Source organism: Streptomyces sp. NPDC092296, assembly GCF_044755465.1.
Classification (GTDB): domain Bacteria; phylum Actinomycetota; class Actinomycetes; order Streptomycetales; family Streptomycetaceae; genus Peterkaempfera.
In genome coordinates this window covers 595,728-614,089 of the sequence record NZ_JBIVRB010000001.1, presented here as the reverse complement: position 1 = coordinate 614,089, position 18,362 = coordinate 595,728, and the positions used below count along the sequence as shown (strand labels likewise).

Here is an 18,362-nt window from a genome sequence, read left to right as displayed (position 1 = left end):
CTGGACGTGCGACGACCCCCGCCGGGGGGGAGAGCGGGGGTCGTCATCCACGATCCGACTCGGGGGGGGGAGGAGCCGGATCGGGTTAGCACGGTCGCGAACGATCCGTGACTTCCATGGTGTACCCGAGGGCCCTGAAACACAAACCCGCGCGCCAGGGGGTACACCGAATGGCGGGCGCCTATCCTCGACCTCGTGGAGAACCAGGCCGAACCTTCAGAACGGCCGGAGGAGCAGCCCTTCCGGACGCCCCGCCCGACCCGCACCGCAGCCTTCTTCGATCTCGACAAGACCATCATCGCCAAGTCCAGTGCCCTCGCCTTCAGTCGGCCGCTCTACCGAGGCGGCCTGATCAACCGCCGGGCCGTACTGAAGAGTGCCTACGCCCAGTTCGTCTTCCTGGTGGGCGGCGCCGACCACGACCAGATGGAGAAGATGCGCGAGTACCTCTCCGCGCTCTGCCGGGGTTGGAACGTCCAGCAGGTGCGGGAGATCGTCGCCGAGACCCTGCACGGTCTGATCGACCCGCTGATCTACGACGAGGCCGCCTCCCTCATCGAGGAGCACCATGCGGCCGGCCGCGACGTGGTCATCGTCAGCAGCTCCGGCTCGGAGCTGGTCGAGCCGATCGGGGAGATGCTGGGCGCCGACCATGTCATCGCCACCCGGCTGGAGGCCCGGGACGGCTGCTACACCGGGGAGATCGCCTACTACGCGTACGGCGAGAACAAGGCGGCGGCCATCAAGGACCTCGCCCGCAGCGAGGACTACGACCTCGACCGCAGCTACGCCTACAGCGACTCGGTGACCGATCTGCCGCTGCTGGAGACCGTGGGACACCCCTACGCGGTCAACCCCGACCGGGGGCTGCGCCGCGAGGCGGTGGCGCGGAACTGGCCGGTGCTGGCCTTCAGCCGACCGGTGCAGCTGCGGCAGCGCATTCCGTCCTTCCGGGTGCCGAGCGCCCCCGTGCTGGCCGCCGCCGCGATCGGTGCTGCGGCCACTGCGGCCGGCCTCGTCTGGTACAGCTCCCGGCGCCGCGCGGCGACCGCCTGACCTGCGCCGGACCCCCGCCACAGACCGCCACTGATCACCCGACAAAACGCTCGGAACAACCGAAAGGTAAAGAAATCCCTCGTTAGGGTTCCCTTCCCTCGCGAAGCGAGCTACAAAGGAATCAACGGCCCGCGAGACCCGACGGAACCGCTAAGGAACCGTTGAAGACGCAGGAGAGGCCCCACGGACCGCGCACAGCAGCCGGGCACCCACGTGCAGCCGACCCGCTAACCGGGCCGCCGCACCAGGCAGAGGGCGAAGATCCCAGCCTGATGGGCATGAGAAAAGGTGCACGCATGGTCACCCGGCGGCTGTGACGACGGCGGCACCTCCTCACAAAAGGTGCCGCCGCCTTTTGCTGCCTGGGTTCGGGCCCCGCCCACCGGTACGACCGCAGGCCGCAGACCGGGCGTCAGACCATGCCTCGCTGCATCGCCTCGCAGACCGCCGTGCTCTCCCGGACACCCAGCCGCAGCGCCCGCCCGCAGTGGTCGATCCAGGCGGCCACCCCTTCCGGCGTCCCCGAGGCATAGCCGGCCAGCGCGGCGCGGTAGGCGTCCGTACCTAGTTCGGCGAGGCCCACCTCCGCCGCGCAGATGGCCTTCGGGTCCAGGCCCTCCGCGATCAGTACGATCCGCTGCGCCGCCCGCGCGACCAGGCCGTTTCCCGAGCCGAACGGCCGGAGCACCAGCAGCTCGCCGTGCACCACCGCAGCCACCACCAGCGCGGGCGCGGCCTTGGCGTTCGGCCCGGCGCCGCCACGGTCGGCACGGGCCGCCAGCAGCCCGGCCAACTGGTCCAGCCGGGCGGCCACCTCGTCGGCGCCGGGAGCCGGCGGCAGCTCGAAGGAGCCCAGGGGCAGATCACCGGCCGGCTCGGTAGCCGCCACCGCGCCGGGGAACAGCTCGGCGGCCGGCTCACCGGACCGCCGGGGCCGGCCGACGGCGTCCCCGCCGTCCCCACCGTCCCCGGCGGCCAGCAGGTGCAGCCGGGCCAGCACCTGGAGCGGCGAGGTGCGCCAGACACTCAGCAACCGCCCCGCCTCGGAGGACAGCCGCAGCGCGCCACCGACCGTGCGGGCCTGCGGGTCGGCACTGAAGTCGGTGCGGCGGCGCACCTCCTCCAGCGGCCAGTCGGCGCCGTCCAGCGCGGCGGAGGCGCGGGCCCCGCGCAGGGCCGCCTCCGAGGTGACCTCGGCGGCGCGGCGCCGCATCACCCGGTGCCCGTAGAGCCGGTCGACGGCTCGGCGGACCTCGGTGACGGCCTGCGGCACGCCGGGCAGTTCGGCCAGCGGGGCGAGGGGGTCGGTTGCGGTGCTCACCCGACCGAGCGTACGGACCGGCCCGCCGGAGGGCATCGCCGGGTCCGGCGGCGCGGAAGGGCCCCGGCGGGGGCCCATCAGGGACCCAGCAAGGACCCAGACCCGGCGAGTCCGCCACGCGCCCGCCAAGCCCGGCGTCACCCGTTCGAGCCAATCGGATGCGCTTTGATCACGGCACGCCACAGCACCGCTACCATGTGCCCTATCGGTGACGATAACTATTGTCGTCTGTGCGAGCCCGCGCAGCTGCGGGCACCGCCGCGCCACCTCCCCGAACCTCCCACCCGGAAGCCCGCACCATGAAGATCGCCTTCGTCGGCAAGGGGGGCAGCGGCAAGACCACGCTGTCCTCGCTGTTCATCCGCCACCTGGCCGCCGCCGGCCGGCCCGTCGTCGCCGTGGACGCCGACATCAACCAGCACCTCGGCCCGGCCCTCGGGCTGGACGAGGAGCAGGCCGCCGCCCTCCCCGCGATGGGCGCCGAACTGCCGCTCATCAAGGAGTACCTGCGCGGCGGCAACCAGCGGATCGGCTCCGCCGACGAGATGATCAAGACCACGCCGCCCGGCCACGGCTCCCGGCTGCTGAGCGTCACCGGGGACAACCCGGTGTACGACCGGTGCGCCCACCGGGTCGACCTGGACGAGGGCTCGGTGCGGCTGATGGCCACCGGTGCCTTCACCGAGGACGACCTCGGGGTGGCCTGCTACCACTCCAAGGTCGGCGCGGTGGAGCTGTATCTGAACCACCTGGTGGACGGCCCCGGCGAGTACGTGGTGGTGGACATGACCGCCGGTTCGGACTCCTTCGCCTCCGGCCTGTTCACCCGCTTCGACCTCACCTTCCTGGTGGCCGAGCCGACCCGGAAGGGCATCTCCGTCTACCGGCAGTACAAGGAGTACGCCCGCGACTACGGCATCGCGCTGCGCGTGGTCGGCAACAAGGTGCAGGGCCCGGACGACCTGGCGTACCTGCGCCGCGAGGCGGGCGAGGACCTGCTCACCGCCTTCGGCCACTCCGACTGGGTGCGGCGGCTGGAGCAGGGCGCCGAGCCGCGCTTCGCCGAGCTGGAGGAGGGCAACCGGCGCGTCCTCCAACAGCTGCACCGGGCGGTCGACGCCGCCCATGGGTCGCGGGACTGGGAGCGCTACACCCGCCAGATGGTCCACTTCCATCTGCGCAACGCGGAGAGCTGGGGCAACGCCAGGACGGGCGTCGACCTCGCGGCCCAGGTCGACCCGGGCTTCGTCCTGGGCGAGCAGCGCCTGCCCGCCGGCAGCAGCGCCGCTCGCTGATCCGGCCGCGTCACCGAGAGCGCAGGCACCGCGCCCCCCTCAAGCGCGCCCCCTCAACCGCACCCCGGTCGGAGGGGGCGCTGCCGTACCCGGGGGCGCTGCCCTGTCCCAGGGGGCGCGGCGGCGCTCCGTACGCCCTCGTACTGCGGTTCGCCCTCGCCATGCGCCCTGGTCCGGCGCGAGGCACCCTGCAAGAGTGGGCGGAGGACACCCGACCGGGAAGCCGGCGGTGCCGTCCGGATCACCGGGCTGTCCGAATCAGATAAGAGGTCTACACCAATTACAGGTTCCCCCTTGTCAGCATGGGTATTGGCCTGGTGAGGTAGGTCACGGGACGATGGGACCTTCCCGCGATCATCTCGATGAGGAGTGCGCGTTGAGCAACGAGAGCCTGGCCAACCTGCTCAAGGAGGAGCGTCGCTTCGCACCGCCCGCAGCGCTGGCCGCAGCCGCCAACGTCACCGCCGCCGCGTACGAGCAGGCCGCGGCCGACCGACTCGGCTTCTGGGCGGAGCAGGCACGCCGGCTGAGCTGGGCGGTGGAACCGGCCGAGACCCTGGACTGGTCCAACCCGCCGTTCGCCAAGTGGTTCGCCGACGGCAAGCTCAACGTCGCCTACAACTGCGTGGACCGCCATGTCGAGGCCGGCCACGGCGACCGGGTCGCGATCCACTTCGAGGGCGAGCCCGGCGACAGCCGCGCCATCACCTACGCCCAGCTCAAGGACGAGGTCTCCCAGGCCGCCAACGCCCTGCGGGAGCTGGGCGTCGCCACCGGCGACCGGGTCGCGATCTACCTGCCGATGATCCCCGAGGCCGTGGTCGCCATGCTGGCCTGCGCCCGAATAGGAGCCGCCCACTCGGTGGTCTTCGGCGGCTTCTCCGCCGACGCCGTCGCCTCCCGCATCCAGGACGCCGACGCCAAGGTGGTGATCACCGCCGACGGCGGCTGGCGCCGTGGCAAGCCCAGCGCCCTCAAGCCGGCCATCGACGAGGCCGTGGTGAAGTGCCCGGACGTGGAGCACGTCCTGGTGGTGCGCCGCACCGGCCAGGAGACCGCCTGGACCGAGGGCCGCGACCTGTGGTGGCACGAGACCGTCGGCCGCCAGTCCACCGAGCACACCCCGGAGGCGTTCGACGCGGAGCAGCCGCTCTTCATCCTGTACACCTCCGGCACCACCGGGAAGCCCAAGGGCATCCTGCACACCTCCGGCGGCTACCTCACCCAGGCCGCCTACACCCACCACGCGGTCTTCGACCTCAAGCCGGAGAGCGACGTCTACTGGTGCACCGCCGACATCGGCTGGGTCACCGGGCACTCGTACATCGTCTACGGGCCGCTCGCCAACGGCGCCACCCAGGTCATCTACGAGGGCACCCCGGACAGCCCGCACCAGGGCCGCTTCTGGGAGATCGTGCAGAAGTACGGCGTCACCATCCTCTACACGGCCCCCACCGCGATCCGCACCTTCATGAAGTGGGGCGACGACATCCCGGCCAAGTTCGACCTCTCCAGCCTGCGGGTGCTGGGCAGCGTCGGCGAGCCGATCAACCCGGAGGCGTGGATCTGGTACCGGGAGCACATCGGCGGCGGCCGCTGCCCGATCGTGGACACCTGGTGGCAGACCGAGACCGGCGCCATGATGATCAGCCCGCTGCCGGGCGTCACCGAGACCAAGCCCGGCTCGGCGCAGACGCCGCTGCCCGGCATCGCCGCCACAGTGGTGGACGACGAGGCCAGCGAGGTGCCCAACGGCTCCGGCGGCTACCTGGTGCTCACCGAGCCGTGGCCGTCCATGCTGCGCACCATCTGGGGCGACGACCAGCGCTATGTGGACACCTACTGGTCGCGCTTCCCCGGCCGATACTTCGCCGGTGACGGAGCCAAGAAGGACGAGGACGGCGACATCTGGCTGCTCGGCCGGGTCGACGACGTGATGCTGGTCTCCGGCCACAACATCTCCACCACCGAGGTGGAGTCGGCCCTGGTCTCGCACCCCAAGGTCGCGGAGTCGGCCGTGGTCGGCGCCGCCGACGCCACCACCGGGCAGGCCATCGTCGCCTTTGTGATCCTGCGCGGCAGCGCGTCCGACAGCGAGGAGCTGGTCGCGGAGCTGCGCGACCACGTCGGCCGCACCCTCGGCCCGATCGCCAAGCCCAAGCGGGTGCTGATCGTGGGCGAGCTGCCCAAGACCCGGTCCGGCAAGATCATGCGGCGGCTGCTGCGCGATGTCGCCGAGAACCGCACGCTGGGCGACGTCACCACCCTCACCGACTCCTCGGTGATGGACCTGATCCAGTCCAAGCTGCCCAGCGCGGCCACCGAGGACTGAGCCCGCCCGCCCGCACCGCCACGCGGGCCGTCTCCGGCAGACCTTCGCCGGGACGGCCCGCGTGCGCCGTCCAGCGGGTAGGGTGACGGAAAAACAGAGCGATACCTCAAGGGCGCGCCGGGAAGTCTGGTCGGCACTGCACTACCCGTGCATCCAGATCCCGCCGACCGCCCAGGAGGTCCCCGCGTGGCCACCGTGCCGCCCAGCCCCGCCAAGCCCCGCCGCCGACTGCTCGGCCGGCTGTCGCTGCCCGAGCGCGCCCACCTCGCGGACGCGCTGCGCACCGAGACCGTGGGCGGCGTCCTGCTGCTGGGCGCCGCGCTGGTGGCGCTCGTCTGGGCGAACGTCTGGCCGCACGCGTACGAGAGCGTCCGCGACTTCACGGTGGGCCCCGCCGAGCCGCTGCATCTGCGGCTGCCGCTGGAGGCGTGGGCCAAGGACGGCCTGCTGACGGTCTTCTTCTTCGTCGCCGGGCTCGAACTGAAGCGCGAGCTGGTCGTCGGTGACCTGCGCGACCGCCGGGCGGCCGCGCTGCCGGTGATCGCCGCCGTGTGCGGCATGGCGGCCCCCGCGCTGGTCTACACGGCCGTCAACCTCGGTGGCGGCCTGGGCACCGGCGTGCTGGGGAGCAGCGGCGACCTGGGCGGCTGGGCGATCCCCACCGCCACCGACATCGCCTTCGCGCTGGGCGTACTGGCGGTGGTCGGCACCCATCTGCCGTCCGCGCTGCGCGCCTTTCTGCTCACCCTGGCCGTGGTCGACGACCTGGGCGCCATCCTGGTGATCGCCCTCTTCTACACCGCCGCGATCAAGGTCTGGGCGCTGCTGGCGGCCCTCGCCGGGCTGGCGCTCTTCTATCTGCTGCAACGGTGCCGGGTGCGCGGCTGGTACCTCTACCTGCCGCTGGCCGTGGTGGTGTGGGCGCTGATGCACGAGAGCGGGGTGCACGCCACCGTGGCCGGGGTGGCGATGGGGCTGATGCTGCGCTGCACCGAGGACGCGGGCGAGGACCAGGCTCCCGCCGAGCGGATCGCGCACCGGCTGCGTCCCTTCTCGGCGGGGTTCGCTGTCCCGGTGTTCGCGCTCTTCGCCGCCGGGGTGGCGGTCTCCCCCGGTGCGCTGCGCCAGGTCTTCACCGAGGCGGCGCCGTTGGGCGTGGTGCTCGGGCTCCTCGTCGGCAAGTCGGTCGGCGTCTTCGGCGGCACCTGGCTGGCCGCCCGCTTCACCCGGGCCGAGCTGGACCCCTCCCTGCGGTGGTCCGACCTGTACGCGTTGGCGACCCTGGCCGGCATCGGCTTCACCGTGTCCCTGCTGATCAGCGAACTGGCCTTCCCCGGCGACCCGGAGTCGGCCGCCCGCGCCAAGGCCGCCGTCCTGGTCGGCTCGGTGCTCTGCGCGCTGCTGGCGAGCGTGCTGCTGCGGCTGCGCAACCGGCACTACCGGCAGCTCTGGGAGCGGGAGCGGCGCGAGGACGACCAGGAAGCCACGATGGTTCAGCCCGAAGGAATTCAGCCCGAATGATTTGAGCCGGATGATGCAGCCCGGATGGCCCAACTCCGGTGGCCGATCCACGCGCCGCCCGAGTGACAGCCCGCCGCGCGGGCAGGGGTCGAGTGGTGACCGGAGTGCCGCTACAGGCATGATCTGAGGGCGTATCGCACGCGCCTGAACAACGAGGAGGAACGCGATGTCCGCAGCAGCCGACGGCCTGTCCGCGACCGGGAGTGCCAGCCGGCCCGTGAGCGGGAGCACCGCGATCCACGACGGCGGGGAGCGCTCGCTCGGCCAGCTGTTCTCGTCCGCGACCGCCGACCTCTCCTCGCTGGTGCACGACGAGATCGCGCTCGCCAAGGCGGAGCTCTGGGCCGACGCCAAGCGCGGTCTGCGGGGCAGCGGCGCGCTGTTGATCGCCGGGGTGGTGGCACTGGCCGCGATCCCGATGCTGAGCTTCGCCGCCGCGTACGGCATCCATGCGCTGGGCATCACGCTCGGCTGGTCGTTCCTGATCGTGGCCGGTGCCTATCTGGTGCTGGCGGCGCTGCTGGGGCTGCTGGCGCTGCGCTGGTTCAAGAAGCTGGAGAAGCCGCAGCGCACCATCGACGGCGCCAAGGCGACCGCCGACGTGCTGAAGAAGGCCAAGCCGCGCCCGGCCACGACCGCCGAGAAGCGCGCGGTGCTGGAGCGCTGACGCCCCACCCGTCCCCGGCGGCGGCAAGCGGGGTGCCGGGTGTGACACGCTCTCGGTATGCCGCTCGACGACTCCTCCGCCCGGCCCCCCGCCGCCAACTCCTGGAACGTCCACCTCGACGGCCCCTGGACGCACCGGGATGTGGCCGCCAACGGCGCCCGCTTCCACATCGCCGAACTCGGCGAGGGCCCGCTGGTGCTGCTGGTGCACGGCTGGCCGCAGTTCTGGTGGGCCTGGCGGCACCAACTGGTGGCGCTGGCCGACGCCGGGTTCCGGGCGGTGGCGATGGACGTACGCGGTGTCGGCGGCAGCGACCGCACCCCGCGCGGCTACGACCCGGCCAATCTGGCGCTGGACATCACCGGGGTGATCCGCTCGCTGGGCGAGCGGGACGCCGCCCTGGTCGGCCATGACACCGGCGGCTTCCTGGCCTGGGTGGCGGCGGTGATGCGTCCCTCGCTGGTCCGGCGGCTCGCGGTGGTCTCCGCCGCCCACCCGCGCCGACTGCGCCGGGCGCTGCTCACCGACCGCCACCAGCTGGCCGCGTACGACCATGTGCTGGGCTTCCAGCGGCCCTGGGTGCCCGAGCGGCAGCTGGTCGCGGACGACGCGGAGCTGACCGCCCACTATCTGCGCAGCTGGACGGGGGCGGTGGCGCCCGACGAGAAGTCCGAGGCGCACTACCGGCAGGCGATGCAGATCCCGAGCACCGCGCACTGCTCGATCGAGCCGTACCGCTGGCTGCTGCGGTCGATGGCCCGCCCGGACGGCTTCCAGTTCTCCCGGCGGATGAAGCGCCCGGTGCGGGTGCCGACGCTCCACCTGCACGGGGAGCTGGACCCGGTGCTGCTGACCGCCACGGCGGTCGGCGCGGACGAGTACGTCGAGGCGCCGTACCGCTGGCGGCTGCTGGACGGGGTCGGGCACTTCCCGCATGAGGAGGACCCGGTGGGCCTCAGCGCCGAGCTGGTGGAGTGGCTGCGGGACGACTCGCTGGACCGCTGAACTGACCGTTGGTTAATAGGCCAGGGGCATAGGCCGATTGGTCCCGTCCCGGGGTGATTACCCCGCCGGTCCCCCGGGCATGGGTTCTGTATGACCTGGATGCACGAGCGTGCCCACGCGTCCCGGACCCGCCGCCGCGCGAGCGGATCGGCGCCCGTCTTCGACCCGGCCGACGCCACCGACCCGAGTGCGGCCGGCCCGTACTCGGGGGAGGGCGGACGGCTGGGCATCCCGCACATCCTCGGCCGGCGCGCCCGCTGGATGACCGCCCGGCTGCGCCAGGGCGCCCGCGCCTGACTCACCCCACCGGGCGCGGCCGATCAGCAGCCGGTACCACCGGAGCGGCGGCTCGGCCGCCGCTCCGGGCCCCGGGACCGTCAGCCGGCCACCGAGGGGGCGAGCGCCGTGAACCAGAGCAGCGCCACGGTGGCCACGCTCATCAGCGGGACCAGCACCTTGGTCTCCACCTTGTTGCCGGTGTGCTTGATCAGCACGATCTCGTACCGCTGCTTGTGCGGCCAGAACAGCGGCGTGCCCTGCTTGGTCAGGCTGTCCCCGAGCAGGTGGGCCACGCAGCCCAGCCCCACGGCGTACGGCAGCCAGCCCGGCGCGTTGGGCATCCAGCGGTCGATGCCGGCGGTGCCCAGCACGGCCAGGCCCACCACCGTGATCCACGCCGACACGCCCTCGCCGGGCGGGCACAGGTGCAGCGCCCGGATGGCCAGCGCCAGCAGGAAGAAGGTGAGGCCCAGGGTGAACCACCGGCCGACGAACTCCACGCCCGCCCAGGTGCCGGCCGACATCAGCGCGACGAAGAGCAGCGAGTGGGTGGCGTGCCGGTGGCCGCCGGAGATCAGGGCGACCAGGCGGCAGAGCATCTTGGACAGCGGGCCCAGGAAGTTGGCGATGGTGCCGTCGTGGTGGTCCAGGTCCGGCAGCAGGGCCGCGCCGGCGCAGAGCACCGTGCCCATCATGATGTCGCTGGGCGCGAGGTGGGTGTGCAGCAGCAGCGGCGGCAGGAAGGGGGCTGACGCCGCGTACAGCATCGCCCCGCTGACCGCGTGCGAATGACCCATCATGCCGTCCGGCCCTCCCCTGACCACTCTGTGGACGCGTGCCCGTTCCGGGGCACTGCGCCGACCGGGTGAGCGCCGCTGACGCTATCAGCCCACCCGGTTCACGGGCCGCCCCGGTTCAGAGGGCGCACCCCTGACTGTCCACCCTGGTGGTGGCGGTGACGCCCTGTTCGACATCCGGCCGCACCTCGGCGGCGGTGAGCGCGTAGCCGGTGTCCGAGCTGTCCAGCGACTTGGCGAAGACCACTCCATACACCTGGCCGTCGGGGGTGAGCAGCGGGCCGCCGGAGTTGCCCTGGCGGACCAGCGAGCGCACCGAGTAGACGTCCCGGACGACCTGGCCGCGGTGGTAGATGTCGGGGCCGTTGGCCTGGATGCGGCCGCGCACCCGGGCGGCCTGGACATTGAAGGAGCCGTTCTCCGGGAAGCCGGCCACGATGGCGCTGTCGTTGGTGTCGGCCTGGCCGGCGAAGCTCAGCGGGCGGGCCTGGAGCCGGGGGACGTCCAGTACGGCGATGTCCCGCTGCCAGTCGTAGAGGACCACGGTGGCGTCGTACAGCGGGCCGGTGCCGCCGATCTGCACGGTGGGCTCGCTCACCCCGCCGACGACGTGGGCGTTGGTCATCACCCGGTGCGGCGCGAAGACGAATCCGCTGCCCTCCAGGGTCTTGCCGCAGCCGGTGGCGGTGCCGACCACCTTGACGATGCTCTGCCGCGCCCTGACCACGGCGGGGCTGCCGGCCAGCGCGGGGTCGGGCGGGTCCACCTCGGTGATCGGCTCGTTCTCGAACGGGTTGAAGACCTGCGGGAAGCCGTTGCGGGCCAGCGCCGAGCTGAAGTCGGAGAACCAGTTGGGCGCGTCGGCGGGCAGTGCCTGCTGGACGCCGCCGAGCACGGTGGAGGTGCGGACCTGCTTGGAGATGGTGGGCAGCGAGGTGCCGGCGAGCGCGGAGCCGATCAGCCAGGCCACCAGCAGCATCGCGGTCACATTGACGACCGCGCCGCCCGCCGCGTCCACCACCTGGCCGGGCCGTCTGCCGATCCGGCCGCGCAGCTTCCAGCCGAAGTGGGTGGTGACGGCCTGGCCGATCGAGGCGAGGACGATCACCACCACCACGGCGACGATGGAGGAGGCCGTGCCTGGGCTCACATGCTCCAGTACCAGCGGCAGCAGCCGCACCGCCACCAGGCCGCCGCCGAGGAACCCGACCACCGAGAGGACCGCGACCACGAACCCCTGCCGGTAGCCCGACACGGCGAAGCCGAGAGCGGCGGCGATCAGCAGCACATCCAGGACGTTCACCCGGACACCCTCCCACGGTCGGGGCCGCCGGGTGGGCGTTGGGCCCGGAGACCGGCCATGAGCTGGAGAAGTTGCTCCAAGCAACTAAATATGATAGAAATGAAATGGTGCGAGAAGACTCGATACTCCCCGCTGATGCCCCTGCGGAAAAATCAGCCCCGATGACCCACCGCCAGATCATGGTGGTGATGATCGGTCTCATGCTCGGCATGTTCCTGGCCGCGCTGGACCAGAGCATCGTCGGCACTGCCATGCCCAAGATCGTCAGCCAGTTCAACGGCCTGGACCACATGTCCTGGACGGTGACCGCCTATCTGCTGACCTCCACCGCGTCCGTCCCGCTGTACGGCAAGATCTCCGACCAGATCGGCCGCCGGCCCGTCTACCTCTTCGCCATCGTCATCTTCCTGATCGGCTCCGCGCTGGCCGGCATGTCGCAGAGCATGAGCGAACTGATCGGCTTCCGAGCCGTCCAGGGCCTCGGCGGCGGCGGTCTGATGTCGCTGTCGCTGGCGATCATCGGCGATGTCATCCCGCCCCGGGACCGGGGCCGCTACCAGGGCATGTTCGGTGCGGTCTTCGCCGTGTCCAGCGTGGCCGGACCGCTGCTCGGCGGCTTCTTCACCGACCACCTGAGCTGGCGGTGGATCTTCTACATCAACCTGCCGGTGGGTGTGGTGGCGCTCTTCGTCGCGGCGACCGTGCTCAAGGTCCAGCAGCAGAAGCAGAAGCACACCATCGACTGGACCGGAGCCGCGCTGCTGGTCGGCGGCGTCACCGCGCTGCTGCTCGTCACCTCCTGGAGCGGCACCGCCAACGGCTGGGGCTCGGCCACCACGCTGGGCCTGGGCGCGGCCGGTGTGATCGCCCTGGTGGTCTTCGCCCTGGTGGAGCGGCGCGCCGCCGAGCCGATCATGCCGCCGCACCTGTTCCGCAACCACACCTTCTCGCTGACCAGCGGGATCGGCTTCGTGGTCGGCCTGGCGATGTTCGGCGCCATCATCTACCTGCCGATCTACCTCCAGGTGGTGCGCGGCGACACGCCCACCGGCTCCGGGCTGCGCATGATCCCGATGATGATCGGCCTGCTGGGCGCCTCGATCATCTCGGGCCGGGTGATCAGCAAAACCGGCAAGTACAAGATCTGGCCCATCCTGGGCACCGCGATCACCGTCGTCGGCCTGGCCCTGCTCTCCCGGGTCCGGCTGGACACCTCGATGTGGCTGCTGGCCGCCTTCATGGTGCTGATGGGCATCGGGCTGGGCTGCGTGATGCAGGTGCTGGTCCTCGCCGTGCAGAACTCCGTCGAGATGAAGGACATGGGCACGGCCACCGCCGGGTCGACGTTCTTCCGCTCCATCGGCGGCGCCTTCGGTACGGCGATCTTCGGCACCGTGCTGACCAGCCGGCTGAACCACCACATCAGCGAGGGCGTCGCCGCGGCCGGTCTCAAGGGCTCGGGCGCGGGCGCACCGGGGCTGGGCGGCGGCGAGCAGCTGACCTCGGGCGGCCGGGCCGCGATCGAGAAGCTGCCGACCCAGGTCCAGGACATCGTGCTGACCGGCTTCGTGAAGGCGCTGGACGACCTCTTCCTGGTCGGCATCCCGTTCGTCGCGGTGGCGCTGCTGCTGTCGTTCTTCATCCGCGAGGTGCCGCTGCGCGGCCAGAACGGACCGGGCGCGGAGAAGTCCGAGCAGGTCGCCATGCCGGTGATGGAGTAGCGGACGGCCCTGGTGGGCGGGGGTCCGCCCCGCCCACCGGGGTCAGCTGCCGGCCGTACGATCCGCCGTACCGGAGGCGGCCGTACCGGAGGAGTCGGCCAGGCCGCCGCGCTCCCGCCGCGCCAGGTCGAAGGCGTCCTCGGAGAGCTCCACCACCCGGGAGGTGTCCCAGGGCCGCTCCAGGCCGCCGAAGTGCAGCACCCGGTCGATCACCCCGGCGGTGAACCCCCACACCACCTGGCCCGCCACCAGGAAGGCCGGCCCGGTGAAGCCGCTGGGATGCCGCAGCCGGGCCCGGTTGGCCGGGTCGGTCAGCTCGGCCACCGGCACCCGGAAGACCGCCGCCACCTCGGCCGGGTCCACCGGCCCGACCGGGGACGGCGCCCGCCACCAGCCGAGCACCGGCGTCACCACGAAGTCGCTGACCGGGATGTAGAGGTCCGGCAGCACCCCGAAGACCTGCACCCCCGCCGGGTCGAGCCCGGTCTCCTCCCACGCCTCGCGCAGCGCGGCGTTGACCGGCCCCTCCCGCAGCGGATCGCCGTCCTCCGGGTCCAGCGCGCCGCCCGGGAACGACGGCTGGCCGGCATGCGAACGCAGGCTGCGCGCCCGCTCGATCAGCAGGACGTCAGGGCCGTGGCCGCCCTCCCCGAACAGCATCAGCACCGCCGAGCGCCGCCCGCCGACCGGCGGCGGCAGAAACCGGCTCAGCTGGCCCGGCCGCACCCGCTCGGCCGCGTCCCGCACCGGCAGCAGCCAGCCGGGCAACCCGTCCCGTTCGACCGCGCCGCCCATCCTCAGGAGTCCTCCGCCGACACCCGCCGGGCCGACGCCTCGCCGGGGTAGTCCGCAGGCGGCTTCAGCCGCTGCCCCGGCTGCCCGCCCATCTCGTACTTCAGCAGCTTCTTCGCCTTCTCCGGATCGGTCTCGCCCTCGCCGTACGAGGGGCAGAGCGGCGCGATCGGGCAGGCCCCGCAGGCCGGTTTGCGGGAGTGGCAGATCCGCCGGCCGTGGAAGATCACCCGGTGCGAGAGCATCGTCCACTCGCTCGCCGGGAAGATCTCGCCGACCGCCTTCTCGATCCGCTCCGGCTCGGTCTCCTGCGTCCAGCCGAAGCGGCGCACCAGCCGGGCGAAGTGGGTGTCCACCGTGATCCCGGGGACGCCGAAGGCGTTGCCCAGCACCACATTGGCGGTCTTGCGGCCCACCCCCGGCAGCGTCACCAGGTCCTCCAGCCGGCCCGGCACCTCGCCGCCGAAGCGGTCGCGCAGCGCGGCGGACAGCCCCAGCAGCGACTTGGCCTTGGCCCGGAAGAAGCCGGTCGGCCGGATCAGCTGCTCCAACTCCTCCGGATCGGCGGCGGCCAGGTCCTCCGGCGCCGGATAGCGGGCGAAGAGGGCGGGGGTGGTCATGTTCACCCGCAGATCGGTGGTCTGGGCGGACAGCACCGTGGCGACCAGCAGTTGGAAGGCGTTCTCGAAGTCCAGCTCGGGATGCGCGTACGGATACGCCTCGGCCAGCTCACGGTTGATCTTCCGCGCCCGCCGCACCATCGCCAGCTGCGACTCCGGCTTCCTCGGCTTCGCCGTGGGAGCCCCCTGCTGCGTCTTGGTCTCTGCCATGCCCGAAGGCTACGCCGGACGGCCGCCACCGGGTGCGGGATCAGCGCCGTCGTCCCCGGTCGGGGTCGGGTACCTGTGCGTATGAGAGGGGCCCACCGGAGCCGATCCGGGGTGGATGACACCCCCGGACCACCCCCCTCCTCATATGATCGGTACTGAATGCGTCATCCTTGTGATTGATCGCACTGTTTCTCCGTCGTGCATGATGGGGAGCCGGACGAACCGGCCGAACAGGAGGAAGCTCGTGGACGATGTCCTGCGGCGCGCCCCACTTTTCGCGGCACTCGACGACGAGCAGTCGGCGGAGCTGCGCGCCTCGATGACCGAGGTGACCCTCGCGCGCGGCGAGTCGCTGTTCCACGAGGGCGACCCCGGCGACCGCCTTTATGTGGTGGTCGAGGGCAAGATCAAGCTGCACCGCGCCTCGCCCGACGGCCGCGAGAACATGCTCGCCGTGCTCGGGCCCAGCGAGATGATCGGCGAGCTGTCCCTCTTCGACCCGGGACCGCGCACCGCCACCGCCACCGCGCTGACCGAGGTCAAGATGCTCGGCCTGGGCCACGGCGACCTGCAGCCGTGGCTGCACGCCCGGCCCGAGGTCGCCATGTCGCTGCTGCGGGCCATCGCCCGCCGGCTGCGCCGGACCAACGACAACATGTCGGACCTGGTCTTCTCCGATGTGCCCGGCCGGGTCGCCAAGGCGCTGCTCGACCTCTCCCGCCGCTTCGGCGTGCAGTCGGAGGAGGGCATCCACGTGGTGCACGACCTCACCCAGGAAGAGCTGGCCCAGCTGGTCGGCGCCTCCCGGGAGACGGTCAACAAGGCGCTGGCCGACTTCGCCGGCCGTGGCTGGCTGCGGCTGGAGGCCCGCGCGGTGATCCTGCTCGACGTGGAACGGCTGGCCCGCCGCTCCCGCTGAGCGCCGAACCGTACGACCCCCGCCGGGGCCGGACACCGCACGGTGTCCGGCCCCGGCGCCGTCTCCGGCGTCAGATCAGCCCGTGCTCCTCCAGGTACTCCAGCTGCGCCCGCACCGACAGCTCGGCGGCCGGCCACAGCGCCCGGTCCACATCGGCGTACACCTGCGCGACCACCGCCGCCGCACTGCGGTGCCCGGCCTCCACGGCGGTCTCCACCTGGGCGAGCCGGTGCGCCCGGTGCGCCAGGTAGTACTCCACCGCGCCCAGCGCGTCGCCCAGCACCGGGCCGTGGCCGGGCAGCACCGTCCCCACCCCGTACTCGGACGCCAGCGCGCGCAGCCGGCGCAGCGAGTCCAGATAGTCCCCGAGCCGCCCGTCCGGGTGGGCGACCATGGTCGTCCCCCGGCCGAGCACGGTGTCGCCGGTGAGCACCGCGCCGTCGGCGGGCAGGTGGAAGGAGAGCGAGTCGGAGGTGTGGCCGGGAGTGCCGACCACCCGCAGCTCCAGCCCGCCGACGCCGATCACCTCGCCCGGCCGCAGGCCCTCGCCGCCCAGCCGCTGCGCCGGGTCCAGCGCCCGGACGGCGGTGCCGGTCAGCTCCGCGAAGCGGGCGGCGCCCTCGGCGTGGTCGGCGTGGCCGTGGGTGAGCAGCGTCAGTGCGATCCGCTTGCCGTGCTGCTCGGCGGTACGGAGCACGGCGCGCAGATGCCCGTCGTCCAGCGGCCCGGGGTCGACCACCACCGCGAGGTCGGAGTCCGGCTCGGAGAGCAGCCAGGTGTTGGTGCCGTCCAGGGTCATCGGGGACGGGTTGGGGGCCAGTACGCACAGCGCCCGCGCGGTCGCCGGGCCGCCGACCTGGGCCATCGGCGCGCCGGGGGGTGTCTCCGTCACCGTCCACCCCCCGTGTCCGCCGGGAAGAACCCGTCCACCGTGAGCTGCTCGTACCCCGGCCAGCGCACCGTCACCCGGTCGCCGTCCAGCCGGGTCTGGGCCAGCACCGGGGCCAGGCTGCGGCCGGCGCAGGCCGCCAGGGCCGCCTGCGGGGTGGCGAGCGGGGCCAGCTCGCGCAGCACGGTCACGGTGGGCGGCAGCATCTCCAGCCGGCCCGCCTCGAACCCGGCGACCGCCTCCGCCGCGTCCAGCCACACCACCCGGTCGGCCTCCCCGGTGGTGTCGGCGGTCCGCTGGCCGGTCGGCAGTACGGCGACGAAGAACCAGGTGTCGTACCGCCGCTCCTCGAACTCCGGCGTGATCCAGCGCGCCCAGGCGCCGAGCAGATCGCTGCGCAGCACCAGGCCGCGCGCCCGGAGGAACTCCGCGAAGGACAGCTCATGGGCCTCCAGCGCCGCCCGGTCGGCCTGCCAGGGCTGCCCGGAAGTGTCGCCGACCACCGAGTCGCCGTCCGGTCCGGCCAGCAGTACCCCGGACTCCTCGAAGGTCTCCCGGACCGCCGCGCAGACCACCGCCTGGGCGGTGGCCGGGTCGGTGCCCAGCCGCCGCGCCCACTCCTGCGGCGGCGGACCGGCCCAGCCGACGTGCTGTTCGGCGTCGCGCGGGTCGACGGCACCGCCCGGATAGGCGTACATCCCGGCGGCGAACGCCATGGTGGCCCGGCGGCGCAGCAGATACGCCCGCACCCCGGGGGCGCCCTGGCGCAGCAGCACCACGGTGGCGGCCCGGCGCGGGCGCGGCGGGTCGTACTCGCCGGCGGCCAGGGCCCTGATCCGGGCCGGCCAGGTCGGCGGCATGGCACTGCGCTGATCACCCATGGGCGGATGCTACGGCCCCGCGCCCGGAAAGCGAACGGGTCGCTCCGGGGCGCGGGGCCGGGGACGGACGGCGGCGGGGGCTCAGCCCGCCGAGACGCGGACCTGGATCTCCACCTCGACGGGGGCGTCCAGCGGCAGTACGGCGACGCCGACCGCGCTGCGGGCGTGCACTCCGGCGTCGCCCAGCACCTCGCCCAGCAGCTCGCTGGCGCCGTTGACCACGCCGGGCTGGCCGGTGAAGTCGGGCGCGGAGGCGACGAACCCGACGACCTTGACCACCTGCTCGATCCGGTCCAGGTCACCGAGCACGGACTTCACGGCCGCCAGCGCGTTGAGCGCGCAGAGCCGGGCCTGCTCCTTGGCCTGCTCGGCGGTGACCTCACCGCCGACCTTGCCGGTGTGCTCCAGCTTCCCGGCGACCAGCGGCAGCTGCCCGGAGGTGAAGACGTACTCGCCGGAGCGGACGGCGGGGACGTAGGCCGCCAGCGGCGGTACGACCTCCGGCAGGGTCAGGCCGAGCTCGGCGAGGCGGCTCTCGACCTTGCTCATGCCTGCTTCTCCCGCTTGAGGTAGGCCACCAGCTGCTCGGGGTTCGGTCCGGGCACGACCTGGACGAGCTCCCAGCCGTCCTCGCCCCAGCTGTCCAGGATCTGCTTGGTCGCGTGCACCAGCAGCGGCACGGTCACGTATTCCCACTTGGTCATGGGGCGACTCTAACGGCTGCGGCGGCACCCGGCCGGAGCATCCCGGCCGC

General features: G+C 72.5%; 18 protein-coding genes. 9 read left to right on the top strand and 9 right to left on the bottom strand.

Going from position 1 to position 18,362, the window contains the following annotated elements; genetic code table 11:
• The first annotated feature begins 183 nt into the window (after positions 1–183).
• Positions 184–1,056, top strand: coding sequence for an HAD family hydrolase (locus ACIQGZ_RS02910; RefSeq protein WP_402599954.1), 873 nt, complete (start codon positions 184–186; stop codon positions 1,054–1,056).
• Between the two features lie 412 nt (positions 1,057–1,468).
• On the opposite strand, the gene ACIQGZ_RS02905 is transcribed toward ACIQGZ_RS02910, so the two are convergent.
• Entirely contained in the window at positions 1,469–2,413 is a 945-nt protein-coding gene (locus ACIQGZ_RS02905) for an oxidoreductase (protein WP_402598939.1), read from the bottom strand.
• Positions 2,414–2,676: 263 nt separating this feature from the next.
• On the opposite strand from ACIQGZ_RS02905, the gene ACIQGZ_RS02900 reads away from it, so the two are divergent.
• From ACIQGZ_RS02900 to ACIQGZ_RS02875, 6 genes are all read left to right on the top strand, one after another.
• The gene (locus ACIQGZ_RS02900) at positions 2,677–3,672 is read left to right on the top strand and encodes an ATP-binding protein (protein WP_402598938.1); all 996 of its coding nucleotides are present in this window, start codon (positions 2,677–2,679) and stop codon (positions 3,670–3,672) included.
• 376 nt (positions 3,673–4,048) lie between these two features.
• Entirely contained in the window at positions 4,049–6,004 is a 1,956-nt protein-coding gene (gene acs, locus ACIQGZ_RS02895) for an acetate--CoA ligase (protein WP_402598937.1), read from the top strand.
• A 186-nt stretch (positions 6,005–6,190) separates the two neighbouring features.
• Positions 6,191–7,525: a Na+/H+ antiporter NhaA gene (gene nhaA / locus ACIQGZ_RS02890; protein WP_402598936.1), complete on the top strand. Its 1,335-nt coding sequence runs from the start codon at positions 6,191–6,193 to the stop codon at positions 7,523–7,525.
• Between the two features lie 166 nt (positions 7,526–7,691).
• Positions 7,692–8,192, top strand: a complete 501-nt coding sequence (locus tag ACIQGZ_RS02885; RefSeq protein WP_402598934.1) for a phage holin family protein — start codon at positions 7,692–7,694, stop codon at positions 8,190–8,192.
• A gap of 57 nt (positions 8,193–8,249) precedes the next feature.
• Positions 8,250–9,197 carry an alpha/beta fold hydrolase gene (locus ACIQGZ_RS02880; RefSeq protein ID WP_402598932.1) on the top strand — a complete coding sequence of 316 codons (948 nt, stop codon included), beginning with the start codon at positions 8,250–8,252 and terminating at the stop codon, positions 9,195–9,197.
• A gap of 90 nt (positions 9,198–9,287) precedes the next feature.
• Complete coding sequence (locus ACIQGZ_RS02875) at positions 9,288–9,494, top strand: hypothetical protein (RefSeq protein WP_402598930.1); 207 nt, start codon at positions 9,288–9,290, stop codon at positions 9,492–9,494.
• A gap of 80 nt (positions 9,495–9,574) precedes the next feature.
• Here the strand turns inward: ACIQGZ_RS02875 and ACIQGZ_RS02870 are convergent, their stop codons facing one another.
• Positions 9,575–10,276: a metal-dependent hydrolase gene (locus ACIQGZ_RS02870; protein ID WP_402598929.1), complete on the bottom strand. Its 702-nt coding sequence runs from the start codon at positions 10,274–10,276 to the stop codon at positions 9,575–9,577.
• Positions 10,277–10,391: 115 nt separating this feature from the next.
• Positions 10,392–11,576: a MarP family serine protease gene (locus ACIQGZ_RS02865; RefSeq protein ID WP_402598928.1), complete on the bottom strand. Its 1,185-nt coding sequence runs from the start codon at positions 11,574–11,576 to the stop codon at positions 10,392–10,394.
• Positions 11,577–11,737: 161 nt separating this feature from the next.
• Here ACIQGZ_RS02865 and ACIQGZ_RS02860 point away from each other — a divergent pair, with 161 nt between their 5' ends.
• Entirely contained in the window at positions 11,738–13,297 is a 1,560-nt protein-coding gene (locus ACIQGZ_RS02860) for an MDR family MFS transporter (RefSeq protein WP_402598927.1), read from the top strand.
• A gap of 42 nt (positions 13,298–13,339) precedes the next feature.
• Here the strand turns inward: ACIQGZ_RS02860 and ACIQGZ_RS02855 are convergent, their stop codons facing one another.
• Both ACIQGZ_RS02855 and nth read right to left on the bottom strand, forming a co-directional pair.
• A complete protein-coding gene (locus tag ACIQGZ_RS02855; protein ID WP_402598926.1) occupies positions 13,340–14,092 on the bottom strand; it encodes an NUDIX hydrolase in 753 nt (250 codons plus the stop codon).
• Positions 14,093–14,094: 2 nt separating this feature from the next.
• Positions 14,095–14,919 (bottom strand): endonuclease III, encoded by an 825-nt coding sequence (gene nth / locus ACIQGZ_RS02850; RefSeq protein WP_402598925.1) that lies wholly within the window; start codon positions 14,917–14,919, stop codon positions 14,095–14,097.
• Between the two features lie 244 nt (positions 14,920–15,163).
• Between nth and ACIQGZ_RS02845 the strand changes: the two genes are divergently transcribed.
• Positions 15,164–15,838, top strand: coding sequence for a Crp/Fnr family transcriptional regulator (locus ACIQGZ_RS02845; protein WP_055586256.1), 675 nt, complete (start codon positions 15,164–15,166; stop codon positions 15,836–15,838).
• Positions 15,839–15,908: 70 nt separating this feature from the next.
• Here ACIQGZ_RS02845 and ACIQGZ_RS02840 read toward each other — a convergent pair whose 3' ends face one another.
• The 4 genes from ACIQGZ_RS02840 to ACIQGZ_RS02825 form a co-directional block, all read right to left on the bottom strand.
• On the bottom strand, positions 15,909–16,703 hold the full coding sequence (locus ACIQGZ_RS02840; RefSeq protein WP_402599953.1) for an MBL fold metallo-hydrolase: 795 nt from the start codon (positions 16,701–16,703) through the stop codon (positions 15,909–15,911).
• A gap of 23 nt (positions 16,704–16,726) precedes the next feature.
• Complete coding sequence (locus tag ACIQGZ_RS02835) at positions 16,727–17,608, bottom strand: NUDIX hydrolase (RefSeq protein ID WP_402598924.1); 882 nt, start codon at positions 17,606–17,608, stop codon at positions 16,727–16,729.
• 81 nt (positions 17,609–17,689) lie between these two features.
• The gene (locus ACIQGZ_RS02830; protein WP_402598923.1) at positions 17,690–18,157 is read right to left on the bottom strand and encodes a RidA family protein; all 468 of its coding nucleotides are present in this window, start codon (positions 18,155–18,157) and stop codon (positions 17,690–17,692) included.
• On the bottom strand, positions 18,154–18,312 hold the full coding sequence (locus ACIQGZ_RS02825) for a DUF4177 domain-containing protein (RefSeq protein WP_402598921.1): 159 nt from the start codon (positions 18,310–18,312) through the stop codon (positions 18,154–18,156). Before ACIQGZ_RS02825 ends, ACIQGZ_RS02830 begins: the two co-directional genes overlap by 4 nt.
• Positions 18,313–18,362 lie beyond the last annotated feature (50 nt).

What these genes read in the sequence shown, in the direction of transcription:
- ACIQGZ_RS02905 (WP_402598939.1), bottom strand. Translation starts at nt 2,413, where the DNA reads ATGCCCTCCGGCGGGCCGGTCCGTACGCTCGGTCGGGTGAGCACCGCA.
- ACIQGZ_RS02900 (WP_402598938.1), top strand. Translation starts at nt 2,677, where the DNA reads ATGAAGATCGCCTTCGTCGGCAAGGGGGGCAGCGGCAAGACCACGCTG.
- ACIQGZ_RS02885 (WP_402598934.1), top strand. Translation starts at nt 7,692, where the DNA reads ATGTCCGCAGCAGCCGACGGCCTGTCCGCGACCGGGAGTGCCAGCCGG.
- ACIQGZ_RS02880 (WP_402598932.1), top strand. Translation starts at nt 8,250, where the DNA reads ATGCCGCTCGACGACTCCTCCGCCCGGCCCCCCGCCGCCAACTCCTGG.
- ACIQGZ_RS02875 (WP_402598930.1), top strand. Translation starts at nt 9,288, where the DNA reads ATGACCTGGATGCACGAGCGTGCCCACGCGTCCCGGACCCGCCGCCGC.
- ACIQGZ_RS02870 (WP_402598929.1), bottom strand. Translation starts at nt 10,276, where the DNA reads ATGATGGGTCATTCGCACGCGGTCAGCGGGGCGATGCTGTACGCGGCG.
- ACIQGZ_RS02860 (WP_402598927.1), top strand. Translation starts at nt 11,738, where the DNA reads ATGACCCACCGCCAGATCATGGTGGTGATGATCGGTCTCATGCTCGGC.
- ACIQGZ_RS02855 (WP_402598926.1), bottom strand. Translation starts at nt 14,092, where the DNA reads ATGGGCGGCGCGGTCGAACGGGACGGGTTGCCCGGCTGGCTGCTGCCG.
- nth (WP_402598925.1), bottom strand. Translation starts at nt 14,919, where the DNA reads ATGGCAGAGACCAAGACGCAGCAGGGGGCTCCCACGGCGAAGCCGAGG.
- ACIQGZ_RS02840 (WP_402599953.1), bottom strand. Translation starts at nt 16,703, where the DNA reads ATGGCCCAGGTCGGCGGCCCGGCGACCGCGCGGGCGCTGTGCGTACTG.
- ACIQGZ_RS02835 (WP_402598924.1), bottom strand. Translation starts at nt 17,608, where the DNA reads ATGGGTGATCAGCGCAGTGCCATGCCGCCGACCTGGCCGGCCCGGATC.
- ACIQGZ_RS02830 (WP_402598923.1), bottom strand. Translation starts at nt 18,157, where the DNA reads ATGAGCAAGGTCGAGAGCCGCCTCGCCGAGCTCGGCCTGACCCTGCCG.
- ACIQGZ_RS02825 (WP_402598921.1), bottom strand. Translation starts at nt 18,312, where the DNA reads ATGACCAAGTGGGAATACGTGACCGTGCCGCTGCTGGTGCACGCGACC.